Raw genomic sequence first — 21207 nt, 5'->3', positions numbered from 1 at the left:
TTTACATGAACTGGCGCAGAGGCGTCAGTTCGCCTCCCGGCCCGTTTTACATCTCCCCGCCAGGCCTGCAAAATAGGCGCTTCACTTTTCGCCCGAGCATCCCGATGAAAAAATCCCTGCTTTATACGCTTCTCATTTGCCTGTCCGGTTCCGCCTTTGCCGCCACCCCGGAGGAGACGAAAGTCGCGGACGCGGTTAACCCCACCATCACCGCACTGATGAAGGCGCAGGCGATCCCGGGGATGGCCGTTGCAGTCATCTACAAGGGGCAAACGTATTTCTTCATGCAGGGGCTGGCGGATGTCGCCGGGAAAAAGCCCGTCACCCGACAAACGCTGTTTGAGCTGGGCTCGGTGAGCAAAACCTTTACCGGGGTGCTCGGCGGCGATGCGGTGGCGCGCGGCGAGATAGCGCTGGACGACCCGGCCAGCAAGTTCTGGCCCGCGCTGTCTGGCAAGCAGTGGCAGGGCATCAGCCTGCTGCATCTGGCGACCTACACCGCGGGCGGCTTACCGCTCCAGGTACCCGAGAACGTAACCGATGCTGTCTCGCTGGAGAAATACTATCAGGCGTGGCAGCCAACGTGGGTGCCGGGTACTAAACGCCTTTACGCCAATGCCAGTATCGGCCTGTTCGGTGCGCTGGCAGTCAAACCCGCGAAGATGAGCTTCGGGCAGGCGCTCACTCACCGGGTGCTTCAGCCTCTGCATCTTAACCACACCTGGATAACGGTTCCGGCCAGTGAGCAGGCGAACTATGCCTGGGGCTACCGGGACGGCAAGGCGGTGCACGTCTCACCGGGTATGCTGGATGCCGAAGCCTACGGGGTGAAAACCTCGATCGTGGATATGGCGGGCTGGCTGCAGGCCAACCTGCATCCGGAGAGCATTAAAAACGCTACGCTGAAAAAAGGGGCAGAGATTGCCCAGTCGCGCTACTGGCAGGTGGGAGAGATGTATCAGGGGCTGGGCTGGGAGATGCTCAACTGGCCGGTTTCATCGCAGACGCTGGAGCAGGGGGCGGATAACAAATACGCTCTGGCCGCGCACGAGGCCAGGGCTATCGTGCCCGCCCAGCCGCCCGTGCCCGCCTCGTGGGTACACAAAACCGGCTCTACCGGTGGGTTTGGCAGCTATATCGCCTTTATCCCTGAAAAGCAGACTGGCATCGTGATGCTGGCGAATAAAAGTTATCCCAACCCCGAGCGGGTGAGGGCAGCGTATCGCATCCTTGATGCGTTGCAGTAGGGTGTGCGGCCTGCTCTGATGAGCGCTTATCCCTGATGCAGTGCGCCGGTACTGCCTGCGTTACGACCGCCTGCGCTGGTTGCGCGCTGTTTTCCCGGGCGCGTTCGTCCTTTTAACGCGCTTTTATCCGCATCATGGAGGTCGAAGCGGTCCAGCGCGTGTTTCGTGATTTTTTACTCATTTTTATTCGCCTGGCGTGAAGGTTCAGAGGGGGGCGAGTGAGAAAATTAATGATTTTATCTGCGCTTTGCAAACGGCAAAACCCGCTTTCTCACTCGAGTGTTGTAGGCCGGATAAGCGAAGCCGCCACCCGGCACACATACGACTCAGCAGGTAAACGCCAACGCCTTCGCCAGCAGGAACGGGCGCAGGTAGGCCACGGTATTCGACAGCGGGATCACCTCATCCGCCAGATTGATGTGTAACACATCGCGGATGTAGGCCCGGCGGGTAGCGATCCGCGTCCACAGCGCCGGGTATGCCGCCTGGATCTTCTCCTGCAACGTCTTGTCCGCAAGGGCAATGCTCTCTTCGGCGCTCACGCCGGTGTAGCCCGGCACGGAGGGGATAATATCGATTTGCAGGATCATGCCGCTTTTTAGCGTTTCGGCAGAGTGGGGGTAGATGGGGGAGGACATCCACTCCTCATCGGCGCTGAGATGCCCCGGATTCAGATGCCAGCCATACTGCGCTTTGTTGAACGCCTGTTCGATGTGGGCATACATCTCGCCGCCCGGCATCCCGATTTTAATCTTCTCAAGCCAGCTGGCGACGGCGGCAAAATAGGGTTTTGCCACCCGATCCAGATAATCTTTCTGGCCGTCCGGCAGCTCGCTCTCGTCGGCAATCACAAACCCGGTCCGGCTGGAAAGGCCCCCCTTGAAACCGGTAGTCATCGACAGGGGCTGACCGCGCTCCAGCGTTTTCCAGGTAGGGTAGAAGTTCGCTTTCTCAAAGCGCTGGCCGGCGGCGGCAATGGTCACCACCGTCTGATACTGGCCCTCCGCCGCGAGCAGCGCCCCCAGCTCGGTTTCGCGCATCCCCGGCGCCACCGCGTTCATGGCATTGAGAATGCAGTTTGAAGCCAGGCTAGCGCCATATTCGTAGTGGGCAATTTCGTTCGCGTTGTTGGTGATGCGGGCCCCGTTCTCGCCGCCAATAAACAGGTATGCGGCGTTTTCAAAGGCCGCGGCGGTGCTGTTTTTGAGTGCCTCAACGATAAAATAAGGCAGATCGAACAGCTGCCTGTTATCCGCCCCGGTGGCGGTAAACATTTTCCAGCCCACCAGCCCGATTCTGGTATGCGCGCTCAGGCCCGCGTCGTGAAACAGCGTCTCCAGCGCGCACTCATTGTCCATCGGCTGATTGGGCAGCGAGAACAGCGGGCAGTGCTTTAAGGTGGCCGGAATGCGGGAGTGCGCGGCCATCTTCAGGTTTTCATTGCCCAGAATCAGTGTCGCAGCGCCTGTGTTTTCCAGAATCAGCAGCCCCTCCTCGAAGCGGGGCACAAACCCGGTCAGGTACTCAAAATTGCTCCCGTGCTCCTTGTCGGCATAGATCACCAGGGCGTCATAGCCCGCTTCATTTATGCGAGTCAGTACCTTGTTTTTACGCTCGAGCATGGTGGCATCGGTGAGCAGCTCTGGCGCCACATCGGTGAAGGCGTGCGGAGCAGGAAGGGTCTGCAGCTGGATCATTCATTACCTCGTCGTCAGAAGGCCGGGGGATCAGGATTGTTTTTGCGCATGAACCCGCAGGGTAGAAGCGGGCGAATTCACCAGCTTATTCGCCGGACGCACCGGGCGGCGTACCAGCTCGCCCTGGCAGTTAGGGCAACGATGATTGAGATGGGTTTCGGCACAGGTTGCGCAGAAGGTGCATTCAAAGGAACAAATCAGGGCGTCCAGGTCATCAGGCGGCAGGTCACGATCGCACCATTCACAGTTCGGGCGAAGTTCGAGCATAGTTTTTCATCCTGTTGGTTAGTGGCGTCTCTGACGCAGGTTTGGTTCATTCAGCTCAACAGCTGAAGTCTTCTGAAATCGTCCGGGGTGTCGATATCAAAGATAATTTCCGGGTGGTCAAGGTCCACGCAGCGGTGTTTTCCCTGCATCAGCGCCTGGCGCATGCTGCAGATATCCGGGCGGGCAATGGCCTGTTGCAGGCCGGGGCTGTCAATTAACACGGGGTGACCCGGCGTGCCGTGATAGTGCGGCAGGATTGCCCCATCTGTGCGTAACGCCCACATTTCGCGGTAGATATTCCCGTGAAGGCAGGGCAGATCGCCGGGGGTAATAAAGCAGTAGTCGGTGCTCACCGCCCGCACGCCGGTTATCACCGAACCGACCAGCCCATTTTCATAATCGGGGTTATGTACCAGGGTCACCTTATCCTGATGGCGATAGCGGGCCTGTAAATCCTCTGCGCGAAAACCGGTGACGACGATAACCCGGGAGCAAAATTGCAGTGCGTTGCTAATGCTGGCATCAAGAATTGTGCCTTCTCGCCAGGGTAACATCATTTTCCACCTCCCCATTCGGGAGGAAAGCCCTGCGGCAGTAATAATACAGTCGACCAGCATGATGATGTTCCCTGGTAAAAGTGAGAAGGGGTAAAGGAAAATATACCGCAATTTTCTCAGCTGTTACCCCCTTCAATGAGGGATCCCGTCCTGACGCTCAGCGCGCCAGATAGCGGGGCGCCGGTTCGCCGGTGCGGGCGCTGGTAAACAGCGCCAGCCGCGCCTCTTCATAGCGCGCCCACAGCGCTTCATCATGCATCGGCGGAATGGTAATCAGCTCACCCTGATCCAGACCCGCCAGCGCCGCATCCACCATGTTGTCGGCGGTCATCACCGACCCGGCGGGCAGATCCTCAGCGGTGATGCCGGACAGCTCCCAGATCTCCGTGGCCGTTGCCGCCGGTAATACCGCCTGAATGCGCACCTTGCTGTCGGCAAACTCCTCCTGCAACCCGCGCGTAAAATTGAGCACCCAGGCTTTAGTGGCGCTGTACAGCGCGCTGCCCGCCCGGGCGTGGATCGACAGCACCGACGCGATGTTAATCAGCGTTCCCCGGTTGTTTTGCGCCAGCCGCGGCAGCAGGGCCCAGGTGAGGCGCATCAGGGCGGTGGTGTTGAGCATGTTGATCGCCTGATGCTGCGCGATATCCCCCGCGAGAAACGGCGCCATCTGCGCGGTACCGGCATTGTTGATCAGCGTGTCGATAGCGGTATTGCTGCGCAACACCTCTTCCACGGCGCCGATCCCGGTTTCATCGCTCAGATCCGCCGTCAGCGTGGTGACCCGTATGCCATGGCGCTGCTTCAGCTGTTCCGCCAGCGCCAGCAGACGTGCCTCCCGGCGGGCCACCAGCACCAGATCGTAACCGCGCGCGGCGAGTCGGTCGGCGTACACTGCGCCAATCCCGGAAGATGCCCCTGTAATCAAAGCCGTTGAACGTTGTGTCGTCATGGTCGTACCTCAGTAGTTGGTGATTTAATGGTTTTAAAATGAAACCAAATAAAGCGTGCGGCATTTGGTTTTATAATGCAACCATGTGGCGACGTATTTTTGAACTCTGCGCCTCGCGCCGGCCTGCGGTTAACGCCTCAACGCCCGAAAAAGTGTCCTGAAACAGCCGCTCAGCCCGGTTTTAAAGTAAAGTGAATACACAGACTTCTGTTTCAACCGTCAGCTTGCTGCGCTGGCGATGCTTATCAGGAAGGGTATGAAAAAGCTGCTGCTGGTTCTCTTTGTGTTAACTGCCTTTGCAGCTAACTCCATTCTCTGTCGCATTGCCTTAAAAAATGGGCATGCCGATCCTGAGACCTTCAGCATGCTGAGATTGCTGGGTGGGGCGGCAACGCTGTTTGCCTGGCATCTGGCCCGAAGGAAGCTGAAAGAGATACGCTGGAAAATGATCGACGCCCTGCTGTTGTGCGCCTATGTCTTATTCTTCTCGCTGGCTTACGTTCAGCTCAATACGGCGACCGGCGCATTGCTGCTGTTTGGCGCAGTCCAGGTCTGTATGATCGGCTGGGGGGTGATAAAAGGGGAAAGAGTGAGTGGATCCAGGGCCTGCGGGATCCTCATTGCCATTGGGGGGATCATTACCCTCCTGCTCCCCGGCGCCACCGCACCGCCGCTGGCAGCGGCCGTGACGATGGTGGCGTCCGGTCTGGCGTGGGGAGCTTATTCGGTGCGCGGCAAAAATATCCGCTCTCCCGCGGGGACGACGACGGGAAATTTCATCCTCAGCCTGCCTGTTATTCTGGTCCTTACCCTGATACGGCAGGCGCCAGTCCATGTTGACGCCAGCGGCATCATCCTGGCCCTGCTGTCAGGCGGGCTGGCTTCCGGTATTGCCTACGTGCTCTGGTATGCTCTTGTCGCCACGCTCTCTTCGGCCACCGCCAGCACATTGCAGCTGAGCGTGCCCTGTATTGCAGCGGCAGGTGGGGTGTTATTTCTTGGGGAAATGCCGGATCTGAGGATGCTGCTTTGCACGCTGGCGGTGCTGGCCGGGATAGCGATTGTTATCGCCTCCGATCGCAAATTGCGCGAGAAGATGGATAAAAACGTTTTTTGAAACGCAGGTGCCCCGCTTATCAGCAACTGAGCCAGCGACAACAAATAAACCTTTATATTAGTGGGTGTTTATATGCATTAAATAAACAGTCTGGTTACTTTTTGTACAGAGGTAATAAAATTTAGCCTGGCGCATATAACAGACCTGACCTTGCTTAATCAATTTTACGTAGCTAAAAAAATTAACTTATTGATTTTAATGGTTTAAACTAAGGATAAATCTATTGAATCAATAATAGGCAGGCAGCATATATTAATAGCACGTTAACTAAATTATAATTCTTTCACATCCGGCGTAAAGGTGAGGTTAGTATGCGGTTAATTGTCATGTTGTTAAGCTTTGCGGTAGCTACCCAGGTCTGGGCGGATGAACTATCCAAACCTGTCGGTAAAGTCCTTTTAACCCTGTCCGGTAATATCAAAAAAACGAATGAGGACGGGAAAGCTGTTTTTGATATCGCGGGCCTTGAAAAACTGGGCATGGTAAGTATCCAGACTACCTCCCCCTGGTATAATGGACGCACAACCTTTACGGGTGTTCCGCTGCAAAAACTCATGGATTATGTTGGGGCAAAAGGCTCTGTCGCTAAGGTCATTGCGCTCAATGACTACACGACGGCTATCCCTCTCAGTGATTTTAAAAAATATAACGTTATCCTTGCCTATAAAATCAACGGGGAATATATACGTATCCGCGATAAAGGACCATTATTCATTGTGTATCCCTATGACAGTCTGCCTGAACTGAATAATAAGATATTTTATTCAAGATCGGCATGGCAGGTCAGCAAAATGAATATTGAGTAGGAGTTCAGAGGAGTAACATGAACAGAATACTGGCGGGCATCATTTTTTTCCTGTTCATTTCTACGGGATACATCTCATTTCTTGTACATGAAAGGCAACAAGAGTTACAAAAGCTGACTCATTACACGGATTCATGGTCTGTGGCACAGCTGGTATCGGAATATTACCGATTCGAATCAACGCTGGGTCTTTACGCCAATGACAGCGATGCGATGACGATCGATGATGTTCGCCTGCGTCTCGACATTATGCTCAGCCAGAGTAGTTTAATGAAAGAGGGTGATTTGGGGCGTTTTATTGCAAGCAACAGAGCGCACAACGAACTCGCTACAGCACTTGAAAAAATACTCAAAGAGATGGATTCTCGTCTGGAATCAATGAGCCATTCCGAAATTCTGTCATATTTAAGAATAATGCATACGCTGGATGCTCCCCTCAGCCGCCTTTCATCCGGCGCATTAACTAATGACGTGAACTCGATTAATAAAGCTAACCTCAAAATACAGACCCTGTATTATATATACTCAGCAGCTTCTTTGCTGCTGATAATCCTGAGTGCCATCCTGGGTGTGCTGATATTCTTTCAGAACAGGAATATTCTTAAGGCACACCTTCAGGTTAAAAGTCTTGCTGAAGAGCTGCAGAAATCCAAGGAAAAACTGCAAATCCAGAATACGCAGCTGGAATATGACGTCTACCATGACTCGCTGACCGGCATGAATAACCGTCAGTTTTTCTGGGAAAATATAAAAAAAATCATCCAGACGGCAGAAAAAAATAACGATTCTGTAACCGTGATGCTGTTTGATTTAGATCGCTTCAAAGAGATCAACGATACCTATGGTCATGATGTCGGCGATATGCTTTTACGGCAGATATCCCAGCGTCTGGTTTCGATGAGCCTCACGTCCGATACACTTTATCGCCTGGGCGGGGATGAGTTTGCCTTTCTTTCAAGCGGCCTGACAGAAAGCAGTGCCGTTTCACGAGCCCAGAAAATATGCGCTTCGATCAACCAGCCGTACACGATTTATAACACCATCATAAACATTGCTACCTGTGTTGGTATTGTTATTTCAGATACGGAGCGCCGGTCCGACTACCTCTATAAATTTGCCGATCTGGCCCTTTATGAAGCCAAAAAAGAGGGGCCTGGTCAGATAAAAGTCTTCCGTCAATTCATGTTACAAAAGCTGCAGGAAAGCAGAACCCTTGAACACGATCTGGCCATGGCCTTAGCGAATAAAGAGTTCGTGGTTTATTATCAGCCTATTGTCGATTCGTTCAGCCGGGAAATTTACAGCTATGAAGCCCTTGTGCGCTGGATCCATCCTTTAAAAGGCCTTCTGTCGCCGGATACCTTTATTCCCGTTGCTGAAAAAACTGGAATGATTAATGAAATGGGGAAATCGGTGCTTGAAATGGCCTGCAGAGAAGCGGCTACCTGGGCGGTTCCGGCAAAGATTTCGGTGAATGTTTCCCCTATTCAGCTAAGCAGCAAAGCCTTTGCCGGAATAGTGCTGTCCATTCTGGAAGAGACAGGCCTTCCGGCAAACCGACTTGAGCTGGAAGTGACGGAGTCCTCGCTCTTTACCGACAACGATACGCCGATGAATACCCTCAATATGCTCAGAGCCCGCGGTGTACAAATTTCCATTGATGATTTTGGGACGGGATATTCCTCTCTTTCACGGCTGAGTAAGCTGGCCTTCGATAAAATCAAAATAGATAAGTCTTTTGTACATTCAATATCGACCCAGGATGACGCCCTTACCATAATCAAGCTGATTACTGGCATGGCGAAGTCACTTAATATGAAGGCTGTTGCTGAAGGTGTCGAAACGCAGGAGCAGCTGGAAAGCCTTCAGGCACTGGGCTGCGATCTCGCGCAAGGCTATCTGTTTGGTAAACCTCAGCCCGGTATTGATGGCAGAATCAGGAACGGTTAAAAAACACGATGGCCTGCATGGGTTATGATTATCAGGAACATGACTGTTGACTGAATTCAATTCCATGGAGAGCCCTATGTTAACTGAAGCGCAGAAACAATTAGTCAAAGATACCGTTCCGGTACTAAAGGAAAATGGCGTTGCGTTAACGGATTATTTCTATAAGCGGATGTTACGCAATAATCCTGATTTACAGGAAGTCTTCAATCTGGGACATCAGCGCAGCGGCGCGCAGGCAAAAGCGCTGGCAGGCGCCGTTCTGGCGTATGCGGAAAATATCGACGATCCCGGGGTTCTGGCGCCGGTCATTGAGCTGATCTGCCACAAACATGTCAGCCTGAATATTAAGGCCCCGGACTACAATACTGTCGGTGAAAATTTACTGCATTCCATCAGCGAAGTGCTCTCCGTCCCCATGGAGAGCCCACTCATCGAGGCCTGGCATGCCGCATATCAGGATCTTGCCGGGATATTCATCCAGTCTGAGCAAAAACTTTACGATGAGCACCTGAATACCCCCGGCAGTTGGGTGGGCTGGCGCAACTTTACCGTCAGCAAAAAAGTAAAGGAAAGCGAAGAGATCACCTCTTTTTATCTGAAGCCTGAAGATGGAGAGGCCCTGCCTGATTACCGGCCGGGGCAGTATGTGACGCTGCGTGTACTGGTGCCTGAACTGGGTCTGAAGCAGCCGCGGCAGTACAGCCTATCCGGCAAGCCGGGGGCCGATTATCTGCGCATCTCCGTCAAACGCGAAGATCCACGTGGAGAGGGACAGGATCCCGGGTACGTCTCATCAACCCTGCATAATGGCGTCAATGAAGGCGACAGGGTGGAACTGAGCGCACCGGCGGGCAACTTCTTTTTGTTAAACCCCGATGTGGATAACGTGCTTATCAGCGCAGGCGTCGGCCTGACGCCCATGATGTCCATGACACACCATCTGCTGGCCGAGATAGCCGATCCGCATACCTCCCTGAAACCGGAACACGCGCCACAGACGCAGGAGAAAAAGCGGATATTTTTCCTCCATGCTGCCCGAAGTTCCGATGTCCACGCGCTGCGAGAGGAGCTGGGCGCCCTCGCAGAGGAGAACAGCAACCTGCATATATTTATCGCCTATGAGCAGGTAAAGGAAACTGAGGTGCACGGGGAAGATTATCACGTGCAGGGTCGGCTCGATCTCAGCGCTGTGCCGGCGGACTATCTGCCGACTGATGCCGATTATTATCTGTGCGGGCCGGTGCCGTTTATGCACGAACAGTACCGCTCCCTGCTGGAGCGAGGGATCGCCAAAGAGCGCATTCACAGTGAAGCATTCGGTACGGGTGGGGTGGGTATCTGAAGCGGCGATCTCTTACCGTAGTGGTGCTAACAGGACCCATAAACATAAATGCCCTTGCGGGCATTTATGTTTTAACAGCGAATATTAATGGAAGAACAGCGCAATCAAAATAATGATTGGAATAGGCACGCCTAAGAAGAACAGTAACAATGAGCGCATGTTAAACCTCCTGCTTAATTAAAGATTATAAATCACGTTGACGGCCACCGAAGGTCGCACACAGGCTGGCGACGAAAGCACCTGCCAGCAGAGAGATAAATGTCCAGAGCATCAGATAGCTCGTGGCTTTGCGTGCGGCTTCAGCAGCCTGCTGCGCTTTCTCTTTCGTTTCTTTTAATTTGGCCTGGGCTTTGTCATACGTGGTTTGTACCCGCTGCTCAGCTTCCTGCTGGCTGATGCCCGTCTTCTGCGCGATCAGCTGGGCAACATACTGACGATCTTCCGGCGGTAAGGTGCCGGTGGTGATGCTGTTGGCAAAAATCCCGGTCACTTCGCTTATCTGTTCAGGCGTTACCGGCTCAGCAGATGCGGCTGGCGTTGCTGTAGCAGGCGCAGGCGCCGCAGCTGGCGCAGCAGGATCGGTTGCCGCGTCTGCCGGTGCGGCAGGAGCAGGGGTAGCAGTTGCCGGTGTGGCAGGGCTACCCGCCCTGAACATGGAATTCACGAAATAGTTCATGGATGAACCGGGTAAATCAGACGAGCCGTTTGCCATACCCGCCGCGCCCGCCGCCGTGGCCGTCGCAGCGCCCGTAGCAACGGTACCTACGACTTTAGCGCCGCCGCCAATAATGGCACCCAGGGTGCTGGTTAAAAGCACAGCCGAGACCAGCGCAGCCACAGCCCAGGTCAAAAAACCGTGGGCCGTATCGCGGAAGTAAACCTCATCGGTGTGGGTATCGACCCATTTGGTGCGCAGTCGTCCGGCTAAGTAGCCCCCCATGCCCGACGCCACAATTTGGGTAAACGTCAGCCAGGCGATGGCGGCGATACCCACCGTTCCTGCGTCGAGCCCGCGGCTCTCCCAGGGAGAAATGGAGGTCAGGCCCAGTCCGGCGCCCAGCATCAGCAAAATCAACGACAGAGATGCCGCTGCCGCCGCGCCAGCAAAGATGGCCCCCCAGGATACGGCGCTGCTGCTTGTCGCAGGTACGGGCAGACGCGTATCAGGATACGTAGTGTTAACCGTAGCGTGTTCGTGAATGTGAGTCATAGCTGTTGTCCTTTATTAATCTTTGCGTTCGGAACCAGGAACTGATTGAAAAACAGGAAACATTATCAACTTCAACATTTAAACCCTTTAAGGGCAGATGATGTCATTTATAACGAAGAAGGCTGTAAAACTTACCGAAATAAAAAAACGTAAATCAACGATCTAAGAATAGTTGATAATTTTGAGCCGAACGGCTTTTCAGCTTTAAAAATCCGTTACCGCTTCGGATAACGGATTTTATAATAAGCCTTGTCGTCATCAGGCGCGTCAAAATAAAGGCAAAAGCATCAGGCTACGCCGGTACCCCCGTCTGAGCACCAGACCTGACCAGAGGCATAAGAGCACTCTTCAGACGCCAGCAGAACATAAAGAGGCGCAATCTCCACGGGCTGACCGGGTCTTCCCAGCGGCGTATCTTCCCCGAACTGCTGGACCTTCTCCTGTGGCTGTCCACCGCTTGACTGCAACGGGGTCCAGTAGGGACCCGGCGCCACGGCATTTACGCGAATGCCTTTCGGCCCAAGCTGTTTTGCCAGTGATTTGGTAAACGCCACATTACAGGCTTTGGTCTGGGCATAATCCAGCAGGATTTCGCTTGGCTTAAAGGCCTGAACCGAAGAGGTGTTAATAATCACCGCGCCTTCTCCCAGGTGACGCAGGGCGGCACGGGTGATCCAGAAGGGGGCGTAGACATTGGTTTTGAACGTCGCGTCGAAAGCGGCAGTGGTCAGGTCGTCAATGGATTCGCAGAACTGTTGTCTGCCCGCGTTGTTGACCAGAATATCGAGACCGCCCAGCTCAGTGACGGCGCGTTCAACCAGCGTCTCGCAAAAGGATTCCACCCGAATATCGCCCGGGATAGCGACGGCCTTGCGTCCTTCCGCCTGAATCAACGCAATAACGGCTGCGGCATCGGACTCTTCTTCAGGTAAATAGCCAATTGCCACATCGGCGCCTTCGCGGGCGTAGGCAATCGCCACTGCACGACCAATCCCGGAATCGCCGCCGGTAATGAGCGCTTTTTTACCTGAGAGTTTGCCCGAGCCGGTATAACTCGTCTCGCCATGATCGGGTATTGGCTTCATCTCTGACGCCAGTCCGGGCATTTGTTGAGGTTGCTCCACAAATGGGGGCTGTGGATAGTGTTTTGAAGTGGTGTTTCCTGATGTCATCCCGACCTCCTTTATCAATGAATTTAAAGCGTAGACACTGTGACGGAACGCACCTTTCGGGAAGAGATAATTCAGATTATTCTTCTTCTGAATATATTTTGGATTTTTTCCTGAATATGTCATACCGGTGAGGTTCGACCTTATTTTCCAGCGAACTTCCCGGTAAACGGATTTATAAAAAATGGTTATCTAATTTTCGGTTGTTGGCATTTCTCAGAATCTTCAGGATGAAGCTGTCCATCACCACAGGAAACCAACATGAACTTTACCGAACTTCATCAGCAAAAAAGCCCTTTAATCATCGCCAATATCTGGGATGCAGGCAGTGCGATTGCCGCTCAGCAGGCGGGTTATCAGGCACTGGCAACATCAAGTGCTGCAATTGCCGCCATGTTGGGTTATGAGGACGGCGAGGCAATCGCTTTTGATGAAATGCACTATATTGTCACACGGATCAAATCCGTGACTCACCTGCCATTAAGTGTTGATCTTGAAGCCGGGTTTGGCAGAACAACAGACGAAATCGCGGCACATCTGATCCGCCTTGCGAGACCTGGCGTTGTGGGGATCAACCTGGAGGATAGCCGCGTCGTGAATGGCTGCCGGCAGCTTAATGATGCAGAGGTCTTTGCCGCAACGATAAAACAACTCCGCAATGCCGTGGCCCGTGAAAGTCCGCTATTTTTTAATATTCGTACCGATACTTTTCTTCTGGACCATAAGCAGGCAGTGGCGGCAGCAAATGGCGCAAATCGCATCGCTATCGTTATTCCATGCCACCGAATTATCGGTAAAGACGGGGCGTTGACCGGTTATGGCGGTGGCATCGCGCGTAAAGCCTGGCTTATTGAGCATGAAAAACGGTGCTTAATGATATGCGCCAGCAATTAAAACTCTCAGGCTAAGAAAAAACAGACCTGATGGGGACAAAGTCTTCTCCGTCAGGATCCGATACGATAAGATAAAACCAGGGTAAAATTACGCTGTAAGAGGGTAGCATGATAAACAGAAACAGAATTGTTGTGGATTATTCGTTATCCGTTTTAGAACGAACCCAGGCCGCTAAACTTATTAACGATCATAAAAAAGCGTATATCAAACCCTACGGTTCTGTTTCTCTTATTCAAAAAGCAGCGTTGTGCGTATTTGCTATTTCGGCGCTTTTTAATTTTCTGCTGCTTATTCAGTTCAGTCTGAAAACAGCGCCTGACGGTGCTTTTATCGCCAGAATGAAAACGTTGAGCATTATTCTGCTCGTCCTTTTTGGCGTCGCGCTGGGATTATTTCAGCTCTATGATGTGCTGCTGAAAAAGATAATGGCGAAGCACCAGCGTGCTGAGCAGGAGGATCTTGATACCTTGCAAAAAGTTAAGCTCAATCGCTTCTTTATTGAAAATATTACCCCCACCGCCAGCGGCAAAGTTTACTGGAAAAATATCAAGGAAAGTTACCGCAAAAAGGGGTTTATTTTTATCCACATGATGAATGACAATTGCGTGGTGATCCCTGAACGGGTGTTCCCTTCTTCCGAAGAAGCTGTGAAAGTGTTTGACTTCATAAAATTGCAGCTAGCGCAAAATCATTCCGCCGCGAGTTAACCTGTGACAACGCAAAAACAGTTCAGCTTTGCCACCCGCCCGCTGGTGCCGTTGGCTCATGATTACACCCATGGCGCATCGGAGCCGTGGCACAGTCACGACTGCGCGCAGCTTCTTCACACTCTGAGTGGCGTGGTGCGTGTCGAGACCGGGCAGGGCGTCTGGATTGTGCCGCCGGGACGGGGCGTCTGGCTACCCGCCGGGACGCAGCACCGCCTGCTGATCACCGGCAACGTGGCGGCGCGGACGCTGTTTATCGATCCCTTTGCCCGGGCGGATTTACCCTCGGTGTGCCAGGTGGTACAGATATCCCCCCTGCTGCGCGAGCTGATCGTCGCCTCGCTGCAACTGCCGGAAAGCTATGCTGCGGGCAGCCGGGCGGAGCGCATTTACGAGCTGATCCTCGATGAAATCAGGGTGACTGGGGTTTTACCCTTTAACCTGCCTGAACCTCAGGCCCCCGCGTTGCTGGCCCTGTGCCGCCAGATCCAGGCGGAGCCGGGGATCCGGTGGACGACGATGCTGGCCGCCCGCCAGCTCAACATCAGCGAGCGCACCCTGCTGCGCCACTTTCGCCAGCAGACCGGGCTGGCGTTTAGCGAATGGCTGCGCAGGGCGCGGCTGATGGAGGCGCTGAACCGCCTGGCGCAGGGGCAGTCGGTCCTGCGGGTGGCACTGGATCTCGGTTACGAGAGCCACAGCGCCTTTAGCGCCATGTTTCGCCGTACCCTCGGGGTGGCGCCAAGCGACTACTTCCCGCCCGAGGCGCTCGCCGGTAACGCATTCAACAAGGCCTGAAGCGACGCCCGGGAGACGTCGTTGTCGATGCCGGTTCCCCAGCGGCTCGTGCCCTGCTTAAAGCTACAGCGGATATAGGCCGCCGAGCGGCTTTCGCTGCACCTGCCGAGGGTATGCTCGTGATAATCCTCAATGGCTAAAGCCACATTAAAGCTTGCTTTGATCGCGCTGGCGGCGGCGGACAGCAGGCCGTTGCCTTTCCCCTCAAGGGTCATAATGCCGTCGGCGGTCTGGACGCGGGCCCACAGCGCCAGCCCGCCGTCTGCCTGACTCCCGGTGCGGTAATCCAGCAGCTGCCGTGGGGCGGCCTGATGCGGCCCGTACAGTTCGCGGTACAGTTGCCACAGCGCGCTCAGCGTCATCTCGGTGCCTTCCCGATCGGTATGTGCCTGGACGTGGCGGCTGAAGTCCTGCTGCAGCGCCCGGGGCAGCACCAGGCCATGATTTTGCTCCAGCATCCAGGCCGCGCCGCTTTTGCCGGACTGGCTGTTGACGCGGATCACCGCTTCATAGCTACAGCCGATATCCTCCGGATCCACCGGGAGATAGGGCATCTCCCAGCGTGGGGAGGCGGACTGCTCCCGGGCGTGAAAGCCCTTTTTGATGGCGTCCTGATGGGAACCCGAAAAGGCGGTAAAGGCCAGCTTCCCGGCGTAAGGGTGGCGGGGATGCACCGGCAGCTGGTTGCACTGTTCCACCAGCTCCACCACCTGTTTCATATCGCTGAAATCCAGCTGGGGTGAAATTCCCTGGCTGTAGAGATTCATCGCCAGCGTCACCAGGCAGACGTTCCCGGTACGCTCCCCGTTGCCGAACAGACAACCTTCCACCCGGTCGGCGCCGGCCAGCAGGGCCAGCTCGGCGCTGGCGACGCCGCTGCCGCGATCGTTATGCGGATGCACGCTGATACAGACGTCACCCCGGCGTGAGAAATGGCGGCAGAAGTACTCGATTTGATCGGCATAGACGTTGGGGGTGTTAACCTCTACCGTGGCGGGCAGGTTAACGATCATCGGCCGTCCGGCAGCGGGCTCCCAGACATCCGCTACCGCCTCACAGATTTGCAGGGCGAATTCCGGCTCGGTGAAGCAAAAGGTCTCCGGCGAGTATTCGTAAGTCCAGAGTGTCTGCGGGCTGGCCTCACTCAGGGCACGTATCTGGCGCGTAGCGCTGATCGCCAGCTGAATAATCTCCTCTTTGCTCTGGCGAAAGACCAGCTGGCGGAACAGCGGTGCGGTGGCGTTGTAGAGGTGTACCGTGGCGCGTTTTGCCCCGTCCAGCGAAGCAAAGGTGCGCTCAATCAGATCGCTGCGGGCCTGGGTGAGCACCTGAATAGTGACGTCTTCCGGGATGCGTTGCTCCGCAATCAGCTGGCGCACAAACTGAAAGTCCGTTTCGGAGGCAGAGGGGAAAGCCACCTCGATCTCCTTAAAGCCGCATCTGAGCAACTGCTCCCAGAAGCGCAGCTTGCGGGGGATATCCATCGGTTCGGCCAGCGCCTGGTTGCCGTCGCGCAGGTCGGTAGAGAGCCAGCGTGGGGCACGGGTCAGCGTCTTATCTGGCCACTGGCGATCGGGTAACGAAATGGGGGCACAGGGCACATACTTCTGCGAAGGGTTGCGCAACATAGGGTTTCTCCAGGTGATGTTGTGTTTTTATCCTGGCGAATTACGGCAAAGGGTACTGGCGCAAAACTGACAACCTGTGGCGAGGATCCGCCATTTATCTCAGCCCGGGCAGGGCCTGCTCCATCAGCTGCCCCAGCAGCATTTGCGCGCGCTGCTCCGTATCATTCTCGTGTTGCTCCAGCGCGATACCCAACATTCCCGGGGCGGGCAGCAGCTTTTCCGCCACCCGCAGTGAGTCCGGCATCCCGATCCGGGTACGCAGCGTAACGCCGAGCCCGGCCCGCACCGCCGCCCAGATCCCGCTCAGGCTGTGGCTGACAAACACCACCTGCCAGGGAATACCCGCCTGGTTCAGACACTCAATGGCGTGGGAGCGCATCAGGCACGGGCTGTCAAACATCACCAGCGGCAGGGGCTCGCCCCGGGCCAGCAGGGCGTTAAGGTCCATCTCCGGGGGCTGGATCCACACCATCTGGCTCTGGCCGACAAGCCTGCCCTTGCGCGGTTCATTCTCGTTCTGCCACAGAAGCACCATATCAAGGGCGTTATCATCAAAGGCGTTGAGCAGCGCCCGGTTGCGGTCCACCCGGGCAGTGATTCGCACCGCCGGATGGTGGCGTCTGAATTCGCCCAGGATGCCCGGCATCAGCGACTCACCGAAATCCTCCTGCATGCCGATGCGGATCTCTTCCTGAAACAGTTCGCCTTGCAGCGCGTGCTGCATCTCGTCATTCAGCGCCAGCATGCGGCGGGCGTAGCCCATGACGATCTCACCGTCGCGGGTCAGCGCCAGGCCACGTCCTTTTTTCATCACCAGCGCTGCGCCGCACTGCTGTTCCAGTTTTTTGAGCTGCGCGCTCACCGCCGAGGTTGAGCGGCAGAGCCGGTTGGCGGCAAGAGCAAAGCTGCCGCACTCAATGCCGGTAACAAAACTGCGCAGGGCGTCGAGGTCGAGCGTCAGGGGAAGCTTATTCATAATCGTCCTGAAATACGGGATGGTATGGCGAGTGTAATTTGATTTTCAGGATGAAAATATCGCGCCAGAATCGCCTTATTGTCAATGCGGAGAAAACATGATGGCGAAAACACTCACTTCAGAAACCCTTGGTCGCATCGCGCCTAAACTGGCCGGGCTGAGTAAAGAAGTCCTTTTTAATGATATCTGGAAACGCGACGCGCTCTCGCCGCGCGATCGCAGCCTGATCACCCTGGCTGCCCTGACGGCGCTGGGACGGGTGCAGCAGCTACCCTGGCATATCGACTTTGCGCAGCAAAACGGCCTGACCTGGGAGGAAATCACCGAAGCCTTCACCCATCTGGCGTTCTACGCAGGCTGGCCTGCGGCGGTCACCGCCCTTGGCTGCCTGGAAGAGGAGTAGCGCGATGCCCTTTACCCGTATCTCTTTGCGCCCGGGGTACAGCGACGCGCAAATGTCGCAGATCTCCGATATCCTCCAGCAGAGCCTGGAGGCGGAATTCTCGGTGCCGCCGGGGGATCGCTTTCAGATTTTTGAGGAGATCCCGGCCACCCGGCACCGGTTTGACCGCCACTACAAAAGCGGCGGGCGCAGCGATAATTTTATTCAGTTTCACATTCTGGCGGGCAAGCCCCGCTCGTCTGCGCAGAAGCAAAACCTCTGTCGCAGGCTATGTGAATGTCTGCATAATGCGCTGGATATTCACCCGAATGACGTGATGGTGATGATTCAGTTCAATACTGCCGATGAGTGGAGCTTCAGCCAGGGGCGGATGCTGTCGCAGGAGGGGGGATAAATTATTGGTGAGGGTTCACGCTTAACGTTATTACGTGTCCTTTTACTGCGGACACGTTTTTTTATTAGGTATCATTTTTAACTATAGGGCTGTGATGATCATTATCTTAATTAAATGTTTTTTCTAAATGATTTCTGAAGCTGAAAAGAATATCTGCATGGTCCCGAAAGTACCCGCCTGAGTGATATACGCTTTTCCCGCGCAAATAACGCTGAGGCATAAAATGTATTATTCAGATCCTGTTAAATGACCACCTACTGAAGAGGGCGATTTAAGGCGGTTAAGGCTGGGTGAGATCAATTTAGCCAGTACGCTTTACGGTTACAGCATTCATTATCATAAGGTCTGGATCCATTTCGACAGTTATCTCCCTTTCAATCTGCAGGATCCCGGGCAGGCCATTGCGCCAGATGGGGAAATGTGGTTCCGCTCGGAAAAATATGAGGATGATTTTTCTATGCCGGGCAAAGAAGATACGCCGGTCTCCCAACACCTTTTCCTGCATGAAATGATGCACGTCTGGCAGCATCAGCGCGGCATGCGAGTACCAATGCGCGGCGCGTTTTCGTGGATGGCGACAATGCAGCCAATGGCCTGTACGGCGTGATTAAATTTGCTGATGCCTGGACTAAGCCCGCGCCACAACAGCAACGGGCTGAGGGATGAATCCAGTATGTCCGGGCACAGACCGAAATACCTGCGGCTGGTATAACCGGGGGGGTGCTTCGGGTATTACAGCTCCTGCGCTGTCGGGCGGAAAATAATTTCGTTAACGCCAACGTCCTCAGGCTCACCAATGGCAAACGCCACCATGCGGGCGTAGGTTTCAGGGGGAATGCCGACTTTACTGACATATTCCTGATTCGCGGCCTGCACATCCTTATCGCTGATATGGTCCAGCAATTCGGTTGTCACCGCGCCCGGAGAAACGATCGTGGCGCGGACGTTGTAAGCGCTGGCCTCTTTTCTCAGCCCCTCAGTCAGGGCGCGTACCGCAAACTTAGTGGCGGAGTAGACTGCAGAGGTAGGAAACACCAGATGACCCGCAACCGAAGCCGTATTGATAATGTGACCGGACTTCTGGGCTTTCATTACAGGCAAGGCCGCAGCGATACCGTGCAAAACGCCTCTCAGGTTAACGTCAATCATCATGTCCCATTCATCCACCCTGGCCTGATCGAGGGATGAAAGAGGCATCACACCCGCATTATTGATAAGTACATCGATACGGCCCCATTTTGCCACTGCGGTATCGATCAGTTTTTTCACCTCCTCCAGATGGGTAACGTCTGTCGCCAGCGCAATCGCTTCACCCCCCTGTCCGATGATATCTTGCGCGATAATGTCGATTCGCTCAGCACGTCGGGCGGCCAGCACAACGCGGGCACCCTGTTTTGCCAGGTGACGCGCGGCCGCCTCACCCATCCCACTCGATGCGCCGGTAATGACGATGACTTTGCCTGTGATGTTTTCTGTCATGATGATTTCCTTCAGTTTTCAGTAAAGGGGAGGCCGGGGATGATCTCAGTGGCAGACAAGCCGCCTGAGAGGGGAATGCCTTCCCCTGGCTGCTGCGGGGTAAGAGATTAGTAAATGCCTTGCCGATCCCAGAATGCGCAGTGATGAACATCCGCGAAGCGTCCGGAAATCATCGACCCGGCGGGTAATGCGAAGGTCATGTAGTTATCACGTTGCGGGCTGTATCGAGACCACGCCTGTTCGCGTGATGGCATTTTTGCTATCGCCGCAAAATAGCTCACCATCTCGCCTGATAATTTTTCCTGCAACGGATTTAACGTGGTTGTGGCCGTGCCACCGCCATGGAATCCGGGGAAAACATACGCAAGTTCAAAAGTATGCGCCGCAAGCAGCGGGAAGGTTGTCGCGCCGATATAGGAGGGCGCTGTGCGATCGCTGAACTCATAAGCATATACGGGCATTATGTCTGAGAGCGCCAGATTCACGGCACGAGCCGGGCAGGCGAATAAACTGTCCGTGACCGTGGCGGCAAAGGCCTCGCTGGGGTTCTCATCGTTCGTGAGAGGATATTCAGCCAGAACCCTGGATTTGAGAGCGTCACCATACTGGTGGCTCACCCAGGCCGGGTACGCTTTTGCCTGCAGAGGCTCTCCCTTCATTAATTCTGGTAAAGCTACAAAAAAGTGGCCTTCGTCGCGCGTTGTGCCGTTAATCAGCGTAACGTGATTTATACTGCCGTTTTTAAAGGCATCTGCCGGATGCATGGGAATAACGCTGCCATCAATGATGAGCTGATTCTGCAGATACGGCGTCTGCATTTTTAGTATCCGCTGCGTCGGAATAGCGCGCAGGCAGGCTGAATCTTCAGCGTCGCAACCCAGCGCCCGCGCAAACTCTGTCCCTTTCTGCTGCGCGACATTGAGAGGAGAGGGCGCGCCAAAAGCGGGGTAGCGGGAAATAATGGCTGCGCCACTCATCGAAACCGCATGCTGGAAAAGCCCTGTTGAGCCAGGCGCAACGATATGCGCCATAACGCTATTGCCGCCTGACGATTCTCCGGCAATGGTCACGTTTGAGGGATCGCCCCCGAACGCAGAGATATTTTTCTGTACCCACCGCAGCGCAGCCTGTTGATCCAGTAGTCCATAGTTACCTGACTGATGGCCTTCTGAATCAAGCCCCGGTACGGACAGGAAGCCAAACACGCCCAGGCGGTAGTTCAGCGTAACCACTACCGCGTTTCCCTGAGTGACCAGTCTGGCAGGATCGTAATCGCCTCCTTGTCCCACCTGCAGCGCGCCACCGTGGATCCAGACGAAAACAGGTAGTTTTTTGTCTACCTTTTCAGCTGCAGGGCGATAAACATTCAGATAAAGACAGTCTTCGCTACCGCCCGCGCGTGCAAAGTCCCCGAGATCGGCATTTTGCGCGCAACGACTCGCCAGCTTGTTGGCTTTTCGCGGCGTGGTCCATGAGGCCCCGGCCTGCGGCGGCTGCCAGCGAAGCTGATTAACCGGGGGAGCGGCATAAGGCAGGCCGAGCCACGATATGACGCCTTCTTTTTCTGTTCCGATCACCGGGCCAGAAGCTGTCTGGATCAAAGTGGATTCCTTTG

Annotated in this window: 21 protein-coding genes; 11 read left to right on the top strand and 10 right to left on the bottom strand. The window is 54.8% G+C overall.

What is annotated here, in order from left to right:
* The first annotated feature begins 104 nt into the window (after positions 1-104).
* Complete coding sequence (gene ampC, locus MXM41_RS08720) at positions 105-1247, top strand: class C beta-lactamase (protein ID WP_325931256.1); 1143 nt, start codon at positions 105-107, stop codon at positions 1245-1247.
* Between the two features lie 326 nt (positions 1248-1573).
* On the opposite strand, the gene MXM41_RS08715 is transcribed toward ampC, so the two are convergent.
* The 4 genes from MXM41_RS08715 to MXM41_RS08700 form a co-directional block, all read right to left on the bottom strand.
* Complete coding sequence (locus MXM41_RS08715) at positions 1574-2944, bottom strand: M24 family metallopeptidase (RefSeq protein WP_325931254.1); 1371 nt, start codon at positions 2942-2944, stop codon at positions 1574-1576.
* 30 nt (positions 2945-2974) lie between these two features.
* Positions 2975-3211: a DUF1272 domain-containing protein gene (locus MXM41_RS08710; RefSeq protein WP_325931252.1), complete on the bottom strand. Its 237-nt coding sequence runs from the start codon at positions 3209-3211 to the stop codon at positions 2975-2977.
* Positions 3212-3261: 50 nt separating this feature from the next.
* Complete coding sequence (locus tag MXM41_RS08705) at positions 3262-3831, bottom strand: NTP transferase domain-containing protein (protein WP_325931910.1); 570 nt, start codon at positions 3829-3831, stop codon at positions 3262-3264.
* Positions 3832-3925: 94 nt separating this feature from the next.
* On the bottom strand, positions 3926-4720 hold the full coding sequence (locus MXM41_RS08700; protein WP_325931250.1) for an SDR family oxidoreductase: 795 nt from the start codon (positions 4718-4720) through the stop codon (positions 3926-3928).
* 256 nt (positions 4721-4976) lie between these two features.
* Here MXM41_RS08700 and MXM41_RS08695 point away from each other — a divergent pair, with 256 nt between their 5' ends.
* From MXM41_RS08695 to hmpA, 4 genes are all read left to right on the top strand, one after another.
* Positions 4977-5837, top strand: a complete 861-nt coding sequence (locus tag MXM41_RS08695) for a DMT family transporter (protein WP_325931248.1) — start codon at positions 4977-4979, stop codon at positions 5835-5837.
* A 311-nt stretch (positions 5838-6148) separates the two neighbouring features.
* On the top strand, positions 6149-6643 hold the full coding sequence (locus MXM41_RS08690; protein ID WP_325931246.1) for a molybdopterin-dependent oxidoreductase: 495 nt from the start codon (positions 6149-6151) through the stop codon (positions 6641-6643).
* Positions 6644-6660: 17 nt separating this feature from the next.
* Positions 6661-8592 carry a putative bifunctional diguanylate cyclase/phosphodiesterase gene (locus tag MXM41_RS08685; RefSeq protein ID WP_325931243.1) on the top strand — a complete coding sequence of 644 codons (1932 nt, stop codon included), beginning with the start codon at positions 6661-6663 and terminating at the stop codon, positions 8590-8592.
* Between the two features lie 76 nt (positions 8593-8668).
* Positions 8669-9934, top strand: a complete 1266-nt coding sequence (gene hmpA / locus MXM41_RS08680; protein WP_325931241.1) for an NO-inducible flavohemoprotein — start codon at positions 8669-8671, stop codon at positions 9932-9934.
* A 184-nt stretch (positions 9935-10118) separates the two neighbouring features.
* Here hmpA and MXM41_RS08675 read toward each other — a convergent pair whose 3' ends face one another.
* A complete protein-coding gene (locus MXM41_RS08675) occupies positions 10119-11144 on the bottom strand; it encodes a hypothetical protein (protein ID WP_325931240.1) in 1026 nt (341 codons plus the stop codon).
* Between the two features lie 287 nt (positions 11145-11431).
* Entirely contained in the window at positions 11432-12316 is an 885-nt protein-coding gene (locus MXM41_RS08670) for an SDR family oxidoreductase (protein WP_325931238.1), read from the bottom strand.
* A gap of 258 nt (positions 12317-12574) precedes the next feature.
* Between MXM41_RS08670 and MXM41_RS08665 the strand changes: the two genes are divergently transcribed.
* From MXM41_RS08665 to MXM41_RS08655, 3 genes are all read left to right on the top strand, one after another.
* Positions 12575-13207 (top strand): methylated-DNA--[protein]-cysteine S-methyltransferase, encoded by a 633-nt coding sequence (locus MXM41_RS08665; protein WP_325931237.1) that lies wholly within the window; start codon positions 12575-12577, stop codon positions 13205-13207.
* 107 nt (positions 13208-13314) lie between these two features.
* Positions 13315-13914 (top strand): YcxB family protein, encoded by a 600-nt coding sequence (locus MXM41_RS08660; protein WP_325931236.1) that lies wholly within the window; start codon positions 13315-13317, stop codon positions 13912-13914.
* Positions 13915-13917: 3 nt separating this feature from the next.
* Positions 13918-14712, top strand: coding sequence for a helix-turn-helix transcriptional regulator (locus tag MXM41_RS08655; protein WP_325931235.1), 795 nt, complete (start codon positions 13918-13920; stop codon positions 14710-14712).
* Here the strand turns inward: MXM41_RS08655 and leuA are convergent.
* Entirely contained in the window at positions 14664-16340 is a 1677-nt protein-coding gene (gene leuA, locus MXM41_RS08650; protein ID WP_325931234.1) for a 2-isopropylmalate synthase, read from the bottom strand. The genes MXM41_RS08655 and leuA overlap by 49 nt on opposite strands.
* 94 nt (positions 16341-16434) lie before the next feature.
* Positions 16435-17316 (bottom strand): LysR substrate-binding domain-containing protein, encoded by an 882-nt coding sequence (locus tag MXM41_RS08645; RefSeq protein ID WP_325931232.1) that lies wholly within the window; start codon positions 17314-17316, stop codon positions 16435-16437.
* A 100-nt stretch (positions 17317-17416) separates the two neighbouring features.
* Between MXM41_RS08645 and MXM41_RS08640 the strand changes: the two genes are divergently transcribed.
* The 3 genes from MXM41_RS08640 to MXM41_RS08630 all read left to right on the top strand — a co-directional run bounded on the left by MXM41_RS08640 (position 17417) and on the right by MXM41_RS08630 (position 18720).
* Positions 17417-17719, top strand: coding sequence for a carboxymuconolactone decarboxylase family protein (locus MXM41_RS08640; RefSeq protein ID WP_325931909.1), 303 nt, complete (start codon positions 17417-17419; stop codon positions 17717-17719).
* Between the two features lie 4 nt (positions 17720-17723).
* Entirely contained in the window at positions 17724-18113 is a 390-nt protein-coding gene (locus tag MXM41_RS08635; RefSeq protein ID WP_325931230.1) for a tautomerase family protein, read from the top strand.
* 457 nt (positions 18114-18570) lie between these two features.
* Entirely contained in the window at positions 18571-18720 is a 150-nt protein-coding gene (locus MXM41_RS08630; protein ID WP_325931229.1) for a hypothetical protein, read from the top strand.
* 125 nt (positions 18721-18845) lie between these two features.
* Here MXM41_RS08630 and MXM41_RS08625 read toward each other — a convergent pair whose 3' ends face one another.
* Positions 18846-19592, bottom strand: a complete 747-nt coding sequence (locus tag MXM41_RS08625) for an SDR family oxidoreductase (RefSeq protein ID WP_325931228.1) — start codon at positions 19590-19592, stop codon at positions 18846-18848.
* A gap of 107 nt (positions 19593-19699) precedes the next feature.
* Entirely contained in the window at positions 19700-21193 is a 1494-nt protein-coding gene (locus MXM41_RS08620) for a carboxylesterase/lipase family protein (RefSeq protein ID WP_325931227.1), read from the bottom strand.
* Positions 21194-21207: the final 14 nt, after the last annotated feature.

The organism is Leclercia adecarboxylata (assembly GCF_035787115.1).
Taxonomy (GTDB): Bacteria; Pseudomonadota; Gammaproteobacteria; order Enterobacterales; family Enterobacteriaceae; genus Enterobacter; species Enterobacter adecarboxylatus_E.
This window is presented reverse-complemented; position numbering and strand designations above follow the sequence as displayed.